The sequence below is a fragment of the Xenorhabdus bakwenae genome (genome assembly GCF_030272115.1).
GTDB classification, from domain to species: domain Bacteria; phylum Pseudomonadota; class Gammaproteobacteria; order Enterobacterales; family Enterobacteriaceae; genus Xenorhabdus; species Xenorhabdus bakwenae.
In genome coordinates this window covers 818,332-837,391 of the sequence record NZ_CP119194.1, presented here as the reverse complement: position 1 = coordinate 837,391, position 19,060 = coordinate 818,332, and the positions used below count along the sequence as shown (strand labels likewise).

The following is a 19,060-nucleotide window of genomic DNA, read 5'->3' as shown; positions in this document are numbered from 1 at the left end:
ACTGTCATTTTATAGGATTTACTCATGCACACGGACCTTCTCTCTCCTGATTCATTGCGCCAGCTTATCGCTGGCCTGTTTAATCAAAAACATATTTTGGTGGGCGATCATGACGATTTAATCCGCAATGGGCTGGATTCAATGCAAATCATGGCATTGCTGAACCAGTTTAGACGTCAAGGACATCGTGTCACCCTGCGCGAGCTTTACCAAAAGCCAACACTGCATGCCTGGAGCCAGCTTCTGCAACGCTATGCCCCTGTCACCCACACAATCCCCCAAGAGACCGCGCCACTGCCACGGATTGCGGATGCTCGCCCATTCCCATTGACGGCGGTACAACATGCTTATTTTGTTGGGCGTTCACCGGCGCAAACGTTGGGGGGTGTGGGTTGTCATTTGTATCATGAGTTTGAGGGGATCGGGCTGGAGCCTGAACGACTGGAAGCGGCTATTCACATGCTGATCCAGCGGCATCCGATGTTACGTGTGCGTTTTTTGCCGGATGGTCGTCAGCAAGGTATGACCCGTGCTTACTGGAAACAATTAACGGTTCATGATCTCCGCCATCAGTCAGTTGATGAACAGCAACAAGCGCTGGACAATATACGCGAACAACTCAGCCATCGCGTATTACGGGTTGAAGAAGGGGAAACGTTTGATCTTCAACTTAGCCTGTTTGGTAATAATCAACATCGGCTGCATGCCAATATCGACCTGCTGATCATGGATGCCGCCAGTTTTAGTCTGTTCTTTACCGAACTGGCGGCATTAATTGCCAAACGCAGCCTGCCTGCTATTTCTTCTGACTATGATTTTTGCAGTTACCTGACACAATATCAGACTCAATTTAAGCAGGCCCGACAGGAAGCAGAGGCATTCTGGTGTCACCGATTAGATACCTTGCCACCTGCCCCCCAACTTCCGCTGGCCAAAGATCCTTCCCTGATAAAAAATGTCCGGATCCAGCGCAGATGTTTTCGTTTATCGCCTGAACATTGGGAACGTTTTAAGCAACTCGCGCAACAAAATGGCGTGACGCCAACGATGGCATTGGCGACGGCATTTGCCGCTTTATTGTGTCGCTGGAGCAATGCAACACGCTTGTTGTTCAACCTGACGCTATTTGACAGAGTTCCGCTGCATAACGCGGTTGATAGCATTCTGGCCGATTTTACTAATATTCTGCTGTTAGACATTCCCGGCGATAATTTACCGTTCTGCCAACTGGCTCAGGATGCACAAGCAACATTTACCGAAGCTTACGAACATCGTCATTGGTCTGGTATCGAAGTTCTGCGTGAACTCAAGAAGCGGGGCAACCACCCACATGGTGCACCGGTTGTGTTTACCAGCAATTTAGGTCGGCCTTTATATGGTGAGAATACGGGTGATGTCCTGGGAAAACCGAGCTGGGGAATATCACAAACACCGCAGGTATGGCTGGATTTTGTTGCCTTTGAACATGAAAACGCCCTGAATATCCAGTGGGACAGCAACGACGAACTTTTCCCTGCCGGCTTGATGGATACGCTATTCACAACCTATCAGGGGTTGATTGAGAACCTGACGGAAAACGCGACACAATGGCACGAAAAGTTACCGGATCTGATGCCTGAGTCGCAATACCGTCTGCGACGCCAAATGAATAACACGGCTGAACCGTTACCCAATGCCTTGTTGCATGAAGCGGTGTTTACACAAGCAGAACAGACCCCCAATGCTGTCGCTTTAATGACTCAGCACGAACAAATGAGTTATAGCGAACTCAGCCTGGCCGCCCGCCGATTAGCCGCCGGATTGCAAAAAATATCGGTTATGCCGGGCGATCGTGTTGCTGTTAGCATGGAAAAAGGCATCGGACAAATTGTCGCTGTACTGGCTGTACTTTATGCCGGTGGTGTTTATGTTCCGCTTCCCGTGGATCAGCCACTAAACCGACGTCGGGCTATCTGTGAAAGTGCCGGAATCAATGTCGTTATTATTGATCCTAAGCAGCAAAACAATGCTTGGTCACAGGATATACATTGCATTTCCTGGCATCAGGATGAGCTGTTATTGCCCTTAACTCACAGGGTTGAGCGCACGGTGACTGATCCGGCTTATATCATTTATACCTCTGGTTCAACCGGTATGCCAAAAGGTGTGGTGATTAGCCATCAAAGCGCACTGAATACCTGTCTGGATATCAATCGGCGTCATCAAGTGCAACGCCATGACCGTTTGCTGGCACTCTCCGCCCTGCATTTCGACCTCTCTGTTTATGACATTTTTGGCATTCTCAGTGCCGGAGGTGCGCTGGTATTAGTTAATGAAGCACAACGCCGCGATCCATCAAGCTGGGAAATGCTGATCGAGCGCCATCACGTTACGTTGTGGAACAGTGTACCGGCACTGTTTGATATGTTGCTGACCTATTGTGAAGGGATGGAAGTTGATACACCGAAAACGCTGCGTACTGTGATGTTGTCCGGGGATTGGATCGGTTTGTCGCTGCCTGAACGTTACCGTGCATTCAATCCTGAGGGTGTATTAAGCGCAATGGGAGGCGCAACGGAAGCGGCTATCTGGTCAAATGAATATATTGTTAAGGACGTTGACCCACAGTGGCGTTCTATCCCTTATGGTTATCCTCTCGCCAACCAATGTTACCGTGTCGTGGGTGAAGATGGCCGTGATTGCCCTGACTGGGTTGTTGGTGAACTGTGGATTGGTGGTGCCGGTGTAGCGCCAGGCTATTTTAATGATGAAGAACGCACGGCGGCCCAATTTGTTATTGATCAGGGAGAACGCTGGTATCGGACTGGAGATCTGGGTTGCTATCACCCCGAAGGCTGGCTTGAATTTATGGGGCGCCGTGATAGCCAGGTGAAAATCGGGGGTTACCGGATTGAGCTGGGAGAAATTGATGCCGCCCTCAGTCAAGTCACTGGTATCAGTAAAGGTGTTGCCTTAGCCCGTGGTGAAAAAGAAAAGTCTCTGGTGGCATTCCTGGAGTTGGAAGGTGATACTTTATGCCAACGCATAAATCGTGTGCCACAATTACCCACGCACTATCGTGATCTGTTCCCGGCAATGCAGGTAATAACCGATGATAATCATAAACATCATGACGAAGTTGCGCTATTCCTGCTTGAACACCTGTCGCATCACGGCATTACATTTACTTCACCGCAATCGCTCGCCGATTGTCTGAAACACTATCAACCACTGCCGGAATACCATCACTGGTTTGCCCGTATGCTGGCGCATCTTTGCCAGTGCAAACTCTTGGCTGAACCTGCACATCATCTCTATCAGGCCGGATTGCCATTCACCTCATTCAGTCATGAAGCAAAATGTATTCCTGCACGCTGGCATTCTACGCTGCGTCATATTCTTACCGGACAGCAGGCCGCCGTCACATTACTTGATGATCCGCAATTCGCACCGGAGCAACAACTCTTTATCCAACCAGAAACCCCGCAATGGCTGACAGGATTGCAACAGGTCATCATTGCCCTTTCCCAGCAGTTACAACGCCCCGTTACTTTGATGGAATTTGATGCCCGCAGTGGTCTCTGTGCTCAGTGGCTGGCAGAACATATTACTGACCAACATCTGTCTTATATCGGTTTTGAACGTTCTCAGGCGCTGATTAACCAGATGCAAACAAGGTTAAGTGGCTATACTCACACATCAGTACACTATTGGTCTGAGAAAAATAGTCCCGAATCGCTACAACATCAGGCAGATATCATCCTGCTAAACAATGTATTACACCGCGAAGAAGACCCAGCAAGTTTCATCAGGACATTACGTCCACTGGCACAACCGGGTGCGTTGGTATTGGCAATGGAGTTGCAACAAGCATCTCCTATTTCCCTGATTACAGCTGAGTTACTTTCACCGCAAGGTATTCAGTTACGTTCTGCATCAGAGTGGTTATCTTTTCTTCCATTGCACGCGGAAACACCGATTACCCTCGGCAATCTGAATGTGCTGTTGATGCAAACAAGTGACAACGTCACCATACCTGATCGGGAAAAAATCAAATCCGCACTGGCACAACATTTGCCAGGCTATATGATCCCACAGCGCTTGCATGTTATTCCGCACCTGCCCCTGACACCTAACGGCAAAATCGACCGTAAAGCGCTGGCACAATCTCTGCAATTTGCCACAACATCCACCACAAAAACAGACACAGCGACGTCTCAGCCTGAAATAACTTTACTAAATGCGGTGGAGCAAACCGTTGGCGATAGTTGGCAACGCCTGCTGAATACTGAACAATTGGGCCGTCACAGCGACTTTTTCCAACTTGGCGGTGACAGTCTTTTAGCTACCCGTTTAATTGGTGAACTGGCACAACAAGGCCTTAAAGGCGAACTGGGTCACCTGTTCCGTCACCCGCAATTAGCGGCGTTTGCCTCAACACTGACTTATTTATCTGAAACTTCATCAGAAGCCTATGCAATTTCAGAAGAGCAAGATGAATATCAGCCGTTCCCATTAACCGAAGTTCAGCAAGCTTATCTGGTCGGACGCTACCCTGGTTTCGCTCTGAGCGGCATTGGGGCACATTTCTTTATCGAATACCGGATAGAACAGTTAGATGTTCAGCGCCTGAATCGGGTGTTAAATCGCCTGATCCAACGTCATCCTATGCTCAGGACGGTTGTGATTAACGGGCAACAACAGATATTACAAAATGTCCCGGCCTTCTCAGTTAAACAACACCGATTTGCCGATATTACTGAGGCAGACACCTTACGCGACCGCCTGTCACATCAAGTATTAGATGTCAGTCGCTGGCCGGTGTTCGATTTCCAACTTGCACAAGACAACAACCCTGTCTCCCGACTGTTTGTTAGTCTGGATAACCTGCTATTAGATGGGTTAAGTATGCAGATATTGCTGGCTGAATTAGAGCAGCTATATCTCAACGAACAGCACACTTTACCGCCACTGAAAGTGACATTCCGTGATTGTGTATTACGCCAGCAACACATGCCGGTACATCAGAGTTCCCTGCAATACTGGCAAGAGCGAGTGAAAACATTGCCATTGGCCCCGCAATTACCATTGCGTATGGCACCAGCACGTGTTCAAACCCCGCATTTTGTGCGCTATAGCGATCGGTTATCTGCACAGGAATGGGAGCAGTTAAAACAGCAGGCGGCCTCCCATCAAATAACGCCTTCTGCGCTCCTGCTTGCCGCTTATGCCGCCGTTCTGTCCGCATTCAGTACCAGACCGGAGTTAACCCTTAACCTTACCCTGTTCGATCGCCCACACTGGCATGAAGATATCAAACATATTCTGGGTGATTTCACCTCATTGTCACTACTGGCCTGGCATCCGGAGAAAAACTGGTTATCCAGTGCACGCCGGTTGCAACAACAGCTATGGCAAGATCTGGATCACCGCCATATCTCAGCGATCAGAGTGATGCGCGAACTGGCACAGCGCCGTGGCCCTGATGCTGCCGTCATGCCCGTCGTTTTCACCAGTGCGTTGGGCACACACGAAGGACAGTTCCTGTCACGTTCATCATGGATGAAACCGGTTTGGGGGATCTCGCAAACCCCGCAAATCTGGCTGGATCATCAGGTTTACGAATCTGATGATGAACTTTGCCTGAACTGGGACGCAGTCGAAGAATTATTTGAGCCACACCCGTTACAAAACATGTTTAACCGCTATATGGCGCTATTGCGCACCCTTGCTGCACAACCCGAAAGTTGGCGTTCAGCTTTGGAGCAATTGCTGCCACGCCAGCAAACCATGATCGTTGCAGATAATCCTGCTGTGGCTATTCCACGCGCAGAAAGAGCCGGGCCACAAATATGCCGTGAAACCTGCAATGAAATTCAACGCCTGTTTTTATCTGTAACCCATTGTCCGATAAATGCACAACAAAACTTTTTTGAGGCAGGAGCCAGCTCGCTACAGCTCATCCAACTGCATAACAAATTACAAGATGCAGGCTTCCGGCATCTTGCTGTTACTGATTTATTTGCTTATCCGACGCCAGAGACGCTCAGTTTGCGTTGCCGCAAAGAGGCCCAAAACGAAAATGACCGGTCAATCCCCCTTCGTCAACGTCAACAACAAAAGCGTCTGCAACAACGGGAAAAACGTCATAAAGGAGCTGCACAATGACTCACTTAACGCCTCACTACGATAATTGCGATCCCATCGCAGTGATTGGCCTTGCCTGCCGTTTTCCACAGGCACCCGATAGCGATACTTTTTGGCATAACCTGCAACATGGGGTTGAGTGTACAAAGACACTTTCCCGTCAAACATTATTGGATGCCGGTATTTCTCCTGAACTCATTGAGAGTGAAAACTTTGTCAATCAGGCGGCAATACTGGAGAACGCGGAACAATTTGACGCCTCGCTGTTTGGCTATTCGCGTCAGGAAGCAGAAATGCTCGATCCTCAACAGCGTCTATTTCTGCAGACAGCCTGGCATGCGCTTGAACATGCCGGTTATGCGCCACGTCATGTCCCGCTGAAAACCGGTGTCTTTGGTAGTAGCCGGATCAGTACCTGGCCTTCATGGTCACAGTTTGCGATGACCGATGCTGGCAAGGTGAAAGGGTTACAGGCGTTAATGAGTAATGATAAAGATTACCTTGCGACCCGGACTGCCTATAAATTAAACCTGAAAGGCCCTGCTCTCACCGTACAAACCGCCTGTTCAAGTTCACTGGTTGCCGTACATATGGCTTGTGAGAATCTGCGTTCCGGTGAGTGTGACATGGCTCTGGCCGGGGGTGTGGCGGTTTCTTTCCCACAAGAAAGCGGTTACTTGTATCAACCAGGGATGATCTTCTCACCTGACGGGCACTGTCGACCCTTTGATAGTCAGGCAAATGGCACCTACGGTGGCAATGGTGTTGGTATTGTCGTACTGAAACGTCTGAGTGATGCCTTACGCGATGGCGATCCCATCATGGCCGTGTTACGGGGCAGTGCCATTAATAACGATGGCAACGAAAAAGTGGGCTTTACGGCACCTTCGGTGAAGGGTCAGCACCGTGTGATTAGCGAAGCATTACAACTGGCTGATGTCAGCATTGATGACGTCGGCATGATTGAAGCACACGGCACAGGGACACCACTTGGTGATCCCATTGAAGTTGATGCATTACGCACGGTATTCTCTGACCGCAGTGGGTCAGTACCGCCTTGTTATCTTGGTTCAGTAAAAAGCAACATCGGTCATCTCGATACTGCCGCAGGGATTGCCAGTTTGATCAAAGCGGTTCTGGCCGTCTGGCAGGGTTACATTCCCCCAACGCTCAATGTACAGCAACCCAATCCGGCATTACGACTGCAAGAAAGCCCGTTCAGGCTGGCAACACAAGGGCAACGTTGGACGCAAGAATTGCGTACCGCCGGCGTTTCTTCATTCGGCATTGGCGGCACTAACTGTCATATTGTGGTGCAATCATTGCCAACAGAATTACATCGTCGCCGTATTAACCATTCACCAACAGCACCGTTGCTGCTCTCTGCGGCTTCGGAAGCCTCATTGCGTCAATTGGCGCAACGCTACGCGACTGCACTCAATAATACCCCGGAACATGATACCGATCTGGCCTGGACTGCATTGCAGGGACGTGATCTTTCACTGCCCTGGCGTTTAGCGCTGACATTATCGCCACAAGATAGTGAAAAAAATGTGGAGAGCCTATCCGCTTTTGCGAACAATATCGCAACACCAAATATCTTTAGCGGGCAAACCAAAAATGAAAACAAGCAACTGTGGCAATTCAGCGGTCAGGGTTGTCAATGGGCTGGCATGGGAAAAGCCATGTATGCCAGTTCTCCTGTTTTCTCCGCGATGTTAGATCGTTGCTGTGCCGCCTGTGCCACCGAATTAGCACTGCCACTAAAAGCCGTGATGTTCGGCGAGCATGATGCCGACTTGGCGACCACCGAATATGCACAACCGGCCATTGTGGCTCATCAAATTGCGTTGGCAGCCCATTGGCGTGCACTTGGGCTAAAACCGGATTATGTCCTGGGGCATTCCGTCGGTGAATTCGCAGCGGCCGTGGTTGCCGGCATTCTCACACCTGAGCAAGTCATGCCACTGGTCGCGGTACGGGGCAAACTGATGCAAAGCTGTTCTCAAGGAGGAGCAATGTTGGCAATCTTTGCCAACGAAGAAGATATTTCTCCTTTTACGGATTCATTGTCTTTGGATCTGGCGGTTTGCAATGGCCCGCAACACTGGGTCTGGGCCGGTAAAGAGACAGAAATTGCTATCCTGACACAACGGCTGGAACAGCAGCAGATTCGTTACCAGCACCTTGATGTTGCCTGTGCCGCACATTCAGCCATGCTTGAGCCTGTTCTGGCCGAATTTTCCCTGTATTGCAGCCGGTTACAACCAGCATCGGGAGAAATTCCGCTCATTTCTACCTTGACAGCCAATCTGGCAGAGGATGAGCAATTAGGCGCACCTGATTACTGGCGTAACCATATGCGCCACACGGTACGTTATCATCAGGCCATTGAGTTTGCCCGCCAGCAAGGTGTTGCACTGTTCATGGAATTTGGGGCTGATGCACCGCTAACAGGGATCGGACGACGTGCCAGTCTGCCGCAGGAAACCTGGATTGCGAGTGCCTATCGTCAAAGCTCCCCAGAAGCAGATCAACAAACGGCACTTATGCAACTTTACTGTGCCGGTGCACAACTTGACTGGCCGCATCTCTTCCCATTCACCGGGGTAAAATGCCATGCCCCACTCTATCCATTTGATGAGCAGCATTACCGCTTCTCCGCAACCGAATTACCTGTAAGCAAAACCGAGCCGCTCTTAGCCAACACTAAGCTTGATGTCAATTCCCTGCTTGATCCTGCCATTGAACAAAACGCCGATGCAGCAATATTGCGGGCATTGTATACCGATGCATTGATATATCAGTGTCATGGGCGTGAGGCTGAACAAGGTTTCAGTGCCATCGACACGATTCGGGCTGGTCGGCTACAACCTTGCTGGCGGGCGTTGCTGGAGCAGTTATTAAGCCACTGTGTGCAGCAAGGTTATTATCAGGAAATTTCCGCGCCAACGGTAAGTAAAATATATCGTCCTTACCGTGCCTTGCCTTATGCCAGACGCCGGTTACTGGAGGCGGGTTTGTTCACGGCTTTCCCGGCACTGATTTATGCGGGTGAGCGCCTATTCGCGCTGCTGAGTGATCGTGCTGATCTGCCCCGTCAGTCAGTGGCATCCCGATCGGTGACAAAAACCTGGCTTCCTGCACCGCAGCCATGCCCTGATACTCACTATGCCCTGCATTGGCGCACAATAAATACCGCAAATATACCGGGATCTTCAACGCGCTATACCCTTCGCTCTTCAACCGCAAATGGCGGGGTGATTAATCATTGGCGTCATGGCATTCATTTACAGCCTGAAAACGGCAATCGGTTACTGCTGCTTGAAGGCAATGAGGTTACAGAATTATGTGATCAGGTTATTAGTGAACTAAAACGCGATGAAACAGCACCTTTAACCGTTGTAACCTGCTGTGCCCAACCAGGATCCACCTTATTAAAAGAAGATATCAACCCCGCCCAATACGCTATTTGGGCCTTGCTGCGGGTCGCGGTTGAAGAGTATCCCCACCGCCGCATTCAGGCGATTGATATCGCTGATATTTACGATACGGACGCGTTGTCATTAGCGCTTGGCTATCTGGATGCACGGAATTATGGACACCATCGCTGGCTGAGAGTACGCGGAAATCAAATCGCTGTGCCGGTTTTACAACGCCAGTCATTATCACAACCACTGTCACAACAGCCGATATCGATTCCTCATCAGGGTTGGCACATTATTACAGGCGGAATGGGGGGTATCGGTCGCATTTCCATCCGTTGGTTGCTGACTCAGGGCGCACGCAAGATTGCCGTGTTTGCCCGCCGCAAACATGCGGATTGGGATGATTTTGTGCAAGAATTGTCACTGAGTAGCGAATGTGAAATACGCTGGATTAACCTTGATGTCACAGATACACCCGCCTTACTAAATGCAGTGCAGGCTCTGGCACAAGAAGATCGTATCGCGGGCGCGATCCATGCCGCAGGCATTGCCGACCATACTCCACTGGCAGAACTTGAGCGTCAGCACCTGTCACACGTGTTATCCGTCAAGGCTCACAGCGCCACGGCGTTGCAAACTGCGCTCCAACAACATCATGCCCAATATCTGCTGCTGCACGCTTCTGCCGCCTCAATGTTAGGTGCCCAAGGACAGGGGGCTTATGCCATCGCCAACGCTTGTCTGGAATCTTTAGCGCTGACAGCACCAAATCAATTGATGGTTAAAACGTTGGTTTGGGGCGTTTGGGGTGGCATTGGTATGGCCAGCGACCGGCGGTTGGTAGAAAAACTGGCGCAGGATGGCATGTTACCGTTCAGCACAAATGAAGGTATCTGGCATCTCCATCAATCTCTGTACACCGTATCACCTTGCTATCTGGCCATGCGGTTAGATGAACATCACCCTGATATTTCGCGCCGCTTGCAGACTGATGTTCCCCCCATAATTGCAAAATCCGCATCTTCACTCCCTGCCGATAACACGCGGTATCTGGACAGTGAACAACGGCTTAACTGGCTGCGTCAGCGTATCGCAACTTTATTGCGCCTGGAACAGCCGGAACGTTTAGATCCACGACAGGATTTATTACAATTCGGTTTGGATTCCCTGCTATTTCTGGAGTTAAACGCGGCGATCCACCAGCAATTTGGCTTTAGATTGACCGCGGGTTTGGCTTACCAAAATATGACACCTGAGGGGCTTAATACGCTCATTGGGGAGGCCCTGCCTGAACAGCCTGTCATCTCATCCCAACCTGAGATAATTGTTGACAGCTCCCAGCGCCACGCCCCCTTTCCTCTGACTCCCATTCAGCACGCTTACTGGATTGGTCGTACACAGGCCATTGATTTTGGGGGAGTCGCTTGTCACGTCTTATTTGAATGGGATCTGGCACTGGATAGCTTTGATATCCCGCGTTTTGAACAGGCATGGAATGCATTGATCCAGCGTCATGGCATGTTGCGCATGATAGTCGATGAAGACGGGCAACAACGGATCTTGCCGGAAACACCGTGGTATGTTCTGTCTCAGGCTGATTTGCGCACACGGGATGATACCGCCTGCGAACAGGCTTTGGCTCAACGTCGTCATACCCTCTCCTACCAAGTACCACCGGCAGAACAGTGGCCGTTGTTTGACGTCTCTGTATCACTGCTACCGAATGAACGTTGTCGCTTACATATGAACCTAGATCTGTTGCAGTTTGATGTACAAAGTTTCCGGATCATGATGGACGATCTCCAACTCGCTTATCATCAACAACCTCTGGTCCCACAAGCATTTACTTTCCGCGATTATGTGATGGCAGAACATGCGCAACGTGAAAGTAAAGAGTGGCGGGCATCATGGGCATACTGGCAGGAACAACTACTTTCATTGCCGCCCGCGCCACGATTACCGTTGGAATCACGATTATCTCAACCACAATTATCTCAACGTAACCAGCCTCAATTCACGACTTATGAAGGTCGGGTGGCGCAATCTGACTGGCAACACCTTAAACAGTGCTGGAAAAAATGGGGAGTCACACCTTCCGCTGGCCTGTTGACGCTGTTTGCCCATACTCTTGAATGGTACAGCCGTCACCCGCTGTTTACGCTCAACCTGACATTCTTTAACCGACAACCTTTCCATCCAGAGGTGCAAGAACTGATTGGTGATTTTACCTCAGTCATGTTGATGGATTTTGATTTACGCAAGACAACGTCCCTGCGTGCCAGCATGGAAAAAACCCAGGCTTTGCTCTGGCAACGGTTAAGCCACAGTCATGTCAACGGTGTTGAAGTGTTGCGGGAACTTGGCCGCCAAAAAAATGGCGAAACCCAAAGCAGACAGCCGCTGACACCGGTCGTTTTCACCAGTATGTTAGGGATGGCACAAGACGGTGTCGCTATCAAACAATCCATCACTCAATTACTGGGCGATCCGGTCTTTGTTCTGAGCCAGACGCCACAAGTCTGGTTAGATCATCAGGTTATGGAGGTCGATGGTGATCTGCTGTTTAACTGGTATTGCATGGATGATGTGCTAGAGGCAGGGGTTATTGAGTCGCTGTTTGCCGCTTATGACGCGCTGTTAGTGCAAATTTGCCACCAGCCTGAACGCATGGCGTATTATGATCTGCATACGCCACCGTCTGGTCATACGCGTTATGACTTCTGGCCGCAACACCCTGAATTGCGTCAGGCCGAACACTATCTGCGTACTAAACCTGAAATACGGCTGGCAGAAATTCAGCCTCGTCAGGACGATACACAAGGTTACAACCTGTGGTTGGTTGCAGAAGATCATTTGCCATTATCACTGCCAGAACCACGGGTTATCAACACCGACACCTTACCGCTACCCACGTTAGCAGAACAACAAGCGTTTGAGCGCTCCTGGCAACATATTGAGCAACAAGCGTTATTTGGCCTGAGCCAGACCTTACTGCGCCATAACTTATTCACTGCTGCACAACACTATCACTCTCGTGAAGAGATTGAACAACGCTTACAACTGGCGCCACAGTACCAACGCCTGCTGACTCAATGGCTGACGTTATTCAATAATCAGGGGTTTATTGAAAAAAACGCTGACGGATATCGTTGCCTGCAACCACTTAGCCATGTTCCGGTCCCTACAGCAAAACTGGATGATGCAGTATGGTGTCAAACCATTAGTCGTTATGTCTCAACCTGCATCGAACAACATGACTCCCTGCTTGCCGGACGTGGTAATGCATTGGAGCTGCTGTTCGCCGAGAAACAAATCACAACCAGCCTCTACAGTGAGAACCCCGCATTACGTTGCCTGAACCAGGCTGCCGCTGAAATTGTCCGGCAATTGAGCCAGACATCCGAACATTTCTCTGTACTGGAAGTTGGTGCAGGAACCGGAGCAACCTCAGAGAAGGTACTGGCACACAATGCACACGCCATTCAAAGCTACCACTTTACGGATGTTTCACCGCTATTCCTGGATGATGCCCGCCAGTTACTCAATCATTACGGAGAAACGGTAAAATTTGCCCTGTTCGATATTAACCAGCGTATTGATTTTAGTCAGCACCCGGCATCCGGTTATGACCTGATTATGGCGGTTAACGTATTACATGATGCGATCCATCTGAGAAATACCCTGCGACGCCTCTCCCGTTTATTGAAAGCCGGTGGCGGATTGCTGATTATTGAATCCACCAAACGCGAAAGTGCCATGCAACTCACCAGTGTCGGATTTATTGAAGGTATTAACGCCTGGGTTGACGATCGCGGTGGTGATCACGGTAATAGTGCATTGATGGAACTTGCAGGCTGGCGTCAGTGCCTGACGCAATCCGGTTATCGGGTTGCATTGGAATGGCCGGGGCAAAACGGGCCAGAACTGCATCAACAACTGATCCTGGCACGGGCTGAACAACAAGCCCGGCTTAATATCAGCGAAATAGCAGCCCGATTTTCCACCTTGCCTTACTCATTGCATATTCAACAGCAAGAGCAATTGCCGTTGATGGTGACAGCGAAAGAGAGCATGGTACAACCGTTAATCACGAAAACCGGACAACCAGAAACAGAAGATGCCCCGCTTCATGATATTGAACAACAAGTCATTGCGCTCTGGCGTTCACTGCTGCCTCAGTCAATACAGCGTCACAGTGACTTTTTCCAAAGTGGCGGAGACAGTCTGATTGCCACCCGAATGGTGGTGCAATTACGCCGCCAGGGTTACGAACAAGCCAGTCTGCAACAGCTATTCGAACACCCTGAGTTGAGTGAATTTTGCCGTACTCTGCGGGTAGCCGAACCCCGTTCAGCGCCACTTGCGATACCGCCTCAAACTGAACCGGCATCTGAGCAGATTTTGCCACTTACCGCACTGCAATACGCTTATTGGCTGGGAGAGAGCCAACTGTTCCAATTTGGTAACGGTATCGCGCATTTCTATGCTGAACTGGCTATCAACGGGCTTGACCTGCCTCGTTTCACCGCCGCCTGGAACCGTGTGATAAGCCATCATGCGCAATTACGCGGTTATGTGAAGGAGGGGCAATATCGTATTTTGCCGGAAGTTCCCCGCTATACACCAACCGTCATTGATTGCCGTGACATGTTGTCAGATGAGCGCGAGGCGCAACTGGATCATGCCCGCAACACGCTACGTACTCAAGGCGTTCCCAGCGACAACTGGCCGCTGTTTGATTTAACCCTGTACCATACCGATGATCAGGCATATTTATTGCATTTGACTATCGACCTGCTGGTTGCAGATGGTAAAAGCCTGACATTAATCTTGCGGGATTTACACCACGGGTATCAGGAACCTGACTGGCAGCCAGAGCCGCCGGCAGCAACGATTGGCGACTATATTCAGGCACTGGAGAATGAGAAAACCGAAGAAACCTGGCAACAAAGCCGGCAATACTGGCTTGATCGCTTACCTTCGTTGCCGGATGCGCCGGTGTTACCACTGCAAGATCACCCGTCACAGCAACTCGATCAACAGTGTCTGACCGGACATATCAGTCCACAACAATGGCAGCGTTTGCAACAACGTGCCGCAGAATACCGCGTATCACCTTCACAAGTGATGCTAACCCTATTTGCTCATGTTTTGTCCACGTGGAGCAACAACGAGCATTTCACCATCAATGTCCTGCATGGTAACCGCCTGTTAATGCCTCAGTATTGCGATACGTTAGTCGGCAATCTGTCGACCACATCATTGCTGGAAGTGGATCTACGCAATATTACAGGGTTCAGTGATGCTGTAAGCCGGATACAACGGCAATGGCTGGCCGATCTTCAACATGCGCTGTTTGACGGGCAACGGGTACTCAGGGAGAAAAATCAACACCGCCACAACCTAAACGCCGGTATGCCGATTGTATTCAACGATACAACCGGTACAGCGGGCAAAGGGCCATCAGGATTGGGAACACTCAATCTCTTTGGTGCGCAAACTCCCCATGTTTATCTCGACTGTATGTTAATTTCCGGCGCAGAAGGCGGCGTCACCCTACAATGGGCGATCTTGCCACAACTGTTCCAGCCTCAGGTTGCAGAAAACATGTTTGCCCATTATCAGGCTTGTGTTGTTGCCTTGCTCGAACCGGATTACCCGTGGAGCACCCCGCTGCCTGACTGGCTGCCAACAAACGATCGCGCTTTGTGCCAGAACAGTAATGCGACAAAAACCGTTTTTCCATCGCATACGCTCTGCTCGCTCATTGAACAGGCAGTAAATCGTTATCCTCAACGTACTGCGGTGGTCGATACCTCGCGTCAGATCGACTATCGCACTTTGTGGTCACACAGCCTGACACTGGCGGCCCATCTGCAAGCACAGGAAAATCAGGCTTCTTCCCTGATTGGTGTGGTCATGGAAAAAGGCTGGGAACAGGTTGTCGCCGTTCTTGCCATTGTATTGGCAGGGCGGGCTTATCTGCCTATTGATGCCAGTTATCCGCAACAGCGGAGCCATCAGTTATTGGCATCAGGGCAAGTTGATACCGTACTGACACAACCTAAGTTTGCTCAACAGATGAATTGGCCTGAGCATGTCTGCGTCATCTCTCTGGATGAAACATGGCTCAATAATTTACCCGTAACCGAAGAACAACGTTTATCTGTACAGCCAGAAGATTTAGCTTATGTTATCTTCACCTCCGGCTCGACCGGAAAACCCAAAGGCGTAATGATAGACCATCGGGGTGCTGTCAACACGATCCTTGATATTAATCAACGTATTGCACTCAATGAGCACGACAGTGTGCTGGCAATATCAGAGTTAACCTTCGATCTTTCCGTTTATGACCTCTTCGGCACGTTGAGTTGTGGGGCAAAACTGGTTATTCCCGCGCCTGGGGACACTAAACAACCTGACAAACTGCTGGCATGGTTACAACAAGAATCGGTGAATGTCTGGAATTCCGTACCGGCATTTGTGCAACTGCTTGAAGAATATGCCCGAAGCTATTCTCCTTCTCCATATCCCCTGAATAGCCTGCGCTGGATATTGATGAGTGGTGACTGGATACCCACCCCTTTACCGGCAAAATTGTCTGCCCTTCACCCTGCGCTTAACCTGCTCAGTTTGGGCGGCGCAACCGAAGCATCAATATGGTCTATTGCTTATCCTATCGCACAGGTTGATCCTCATTGGTGCAGCATCCCCTATGGCAAGCCTTTAGCCAATCAGACTTTCTACGTGCTTAATTCAGCACTGTCACCTTGTCCGGTCTGGGTAACCGGCGAGCTTTATATTGGTGGAAGTGGGCTTGCCCTGGGTTATTGGAATGATACAGAAAAAACGCAACAAGCCTTTATCATCCATCCCCAAACGGGCGAACGGCTCTACCGTACCGGTGATTTAGGTCGCTGGCGGCCAGACGGTAATATCGAATTTTTAGGGCGTAATGATCACCAGATTAAAATTCGTGGCTACCGGATTGAACCGGGCGAAATCGAGCATCGCTTATGTGAACACCCTGCGATACAACAAGCGATAGTTTTTGCACATACGACGTCAAACGGTGCATTGCAGCTCGTCGCTGGCTTACGTTTAACCGGTACTGCGCCAGTTTCTGCCGAACTGTTACCGATACTGCCTCACTGGTTGCAGCAAACCTTGCCGGTTTGGATGTGCCCACAGCGCTTTATCATTCTCGATACGATACCCGTATCCGACAACGGTAAAATCGACAGACGTACCTTGATGACTCTGGTTGAAAAAGCGCAAGAAGGTGATTCAGCACCATCGGTGACGCTCAGCGCGACAGGACAAACGGTATTAAACCTTTGGGAATCAGTCTTAGAGCAACAAAATATTAACATACACGAGAGTTTCTTTACTCTTGGCGGGGATTCTCTGGCCGCAGTACGATTAATGGTGCAAATCAATCAGACAGTTAATCGCCAATACCCCCTCAGCCTGTTGCAAACTTACGATACCGTACATTCACTGGCGGAATTTATTGAACACCAACCAGAAAATATTTGTCAGGGCGTGGTACTGAACAAGGGAAACATTGAACAGGCTACCGTAGAAGAATCTACCATAGAACAAGCTACCTTGTTTATCGTCCATCCAATTGGGGGACATCTGTTGGGATACCGTCATTTGGCTGCCAATTTTGACGCCCTGCGCCTGATTGGTCTGGCATTTGCGCCAGAGAGCATGAATACCGATAAACCTTCTGTTGTTGCGCTGGCCACTGATTACATCCGCCAAATCCGTAAATTCCAGCCTACAGGACCTTATGCACTGGCGGGTTGGTCTTTCGGTGGATTAGTGGCCTATGAAATGGCTCATCAATTACGGGCTGCCGGTGAAAGCGTTTCTGACTGCATCCTGATTGATAGTTTCGCGCCGAACATACGCACGGGTCTGACGCTGGATGATGCATTCTGTCATCGTCATTTCCTGCTCGATTTGCAGGGACAATTCCCGGGTCTCGAACTGAATAACAGCGCGATTGCAGCAAACACGGATACCTTCCTGCAAGCACTGCTCAAAGCCTTACCGCAATCTGCCCAGATTGATGAATCACTGGCTGAGCTTTATGCCATCTGGCAGCATAACCTGCGTGCATTGCTTGACTATTGTCCACCCCGGACTTCACAACCTTTCTGCCTTATCCGGGCAAAGCAGGCATTGCCTGATTTTATGGATTACCTCGATCCAACAACCCTCACCGCAACTGATCTTGGTTGGCGAGCTTTCGGGCCAGTCAATGTGACACAACTTGATGGTGATCATTACAGCCTATTCCACAAACATGTCGGCTCTCTGGTTGCGTGCCTGAAAAACATCCTGAGTTCAGTGCCAACAGTTGAACCGGTTAAGGAGAACATATGATAACGCCACGGCGGGTTTTGATTGTCGGTTCAAAATTTGGTGAACTGTATCTTAATGCGTTTCTACAGCCTCGGTCAGATCTGGAACTGGCCGGGATCTTGGCGCAAGGAAGCCCGCGTTCGCAGCAACTTGCCCGAGATTTCAATGTGCCCCTCTTCCGCTCATTGGATGAATTGCCGGATGATATCGATATTGCCTGTGTGGTCATCCGTGCAGAGGTGATTGGTGGCAAAGGCGACCAATTAACCCAGGCGTTATTGGCACGGGGTATTTCGGTCATTCAGGAACACCCTCTTGATGCAGAAGCGATCAAAAGACACCAGTCAACAGCTAGCCAGCATAATGCTATGTTTTGGGTAAACAGCTTTTACAGCCAATGCCAGGCTGGCAGAAGCTGGTTACATGCGGCTCATCAAATCAGTCTGTTATCACAGCAACGTCCGGTAAGCGGCTATCTGACAACCAGCCGCCAGTTACTCTTTTCCGCTCTTGATCTGCTGTTACAGGCCTGTCATTGTCCAGAACAGATTGAGATAGCCTATGTGGGCCAACGGAGTAACGGATTTCATTGCTTTGAACTCAGCTTTGCGGGAACCACAATAACGTTAGACGTTCAATCCTATCTGGACCCCAGAGATCCCGATATGCACAACCTAGTTATGCATAAAATGACGCTGATCTGGCCGGCCGGTTATCTGACGCAGGAAGCCAGCTATGGCCCGGTTATCTGGACACCGGTTCTTCATGCGCCAAACCATCTGAATAATGAACAGAGTCTTTACCTGAATGCCGGCCAACCGGAAGGGGCTTATCTGCACCAGGCAACATCCCAAATTCTTTGTCCGGCAACGCAAAATTGGATGACTGCATTTGAATGTGATGGTGCCGCAGGTGTGGCACGACTCCTTAATACCTTAAATTCGGTATTGAATGGGGCACACTGTCCCCCTGCTTTTAACTACGACTACCAATTGCGGCTGGCAGGCTTGTGGCAACAAATTTTACGCATGATGGGAGAGCCGGTTACTCAGGATCTACAGCCCCCCGTCTGGATTGATCCCGCACAATTGATACTGACGAAGGAAATATTCTGATGACGTGGAAACTCC

At 50.0% G+C, this 19,060-nt stretch carries 3 protein-coding genes; all 3 read left to right on the top strand.

Translation table 11 applies throughout. The features are described from left to right. Positions 1-24: 24 nt before the first annotated feature. The 3 genes from PXH59_RS04780 to PXH59_RS04770 are packed head-to-tail and all read left to right on the top strand — an operon-like array spanning position 25 to position 19,045. Positions 25-6,147 (top strand): non-ribosomal peptide synthetase, encoded by a 6,123-nt coding sequence (locus tag PXH59_RS04780; RefSeq protein WP_285810572.1) that lies wholly within the window; start codon positions 25-27, stop codon positions 6,145-6,147. Continuing rightward, positions 6,144-17,951 carry a non-ribosomal peptide synthetase/type I polyketide synthase gene (locus PXH59_RS04775; RefSeq protein ID WP_285810571.1) on the top strand — a complete coding sequence of 3,936 codons (11,808 nt, stop codon included), beginning with the start codon at positions 6,144-6,146 and terminating at the stop codon, positions 17,949-17,951. Before PXH59_RS04780 ends, PXH59_RS04775 begins: the two co-directional genes overlap by 4 nt. Beyond that, positions 17,948-19,045 carry a Gfo/Idh/MocA family oxidoreductase gene (locus PXH59_RS04770; protein WP_285810569.1) on the top strand — a complete coding sequence of 366 codons (1,098 nt, stop codon included), beginning with the start codon at positions 17,948-17,950 and terminating at the stop codon, positions 19,043-19,045. The genes PXH59_RS04775 and PXH59_RS04770 overlap by 4 nt, the downstream gene beginning before the upstream one ends. The last annotated feature ends 15 nt before the right edge of the window (positions 19,046-19,060 follow it).

Coding starts and splice junctions, on each gene's coding strand:
- PXH59_RS04770 (WP_285810569.1), top strand. CDS start 17,948: ATGATAACGCCACGGCGGGTTTTGATTGTCGGTTCAAAATTTGGTGAA.
- PXH59_RS04780 (WP_285810572.1), top strand. CDS start 25: ATGCACACGGACCTTCTCTCTCCTGATTCATTGCGCCAGCTTATCGCT.
- PXH59_RS04775 (WP_285810571.1), top strand. CDS start 6,144: ATGACTCACTTAACGCCTCACTACGATAATTGCGATCCCATCGCAGTG.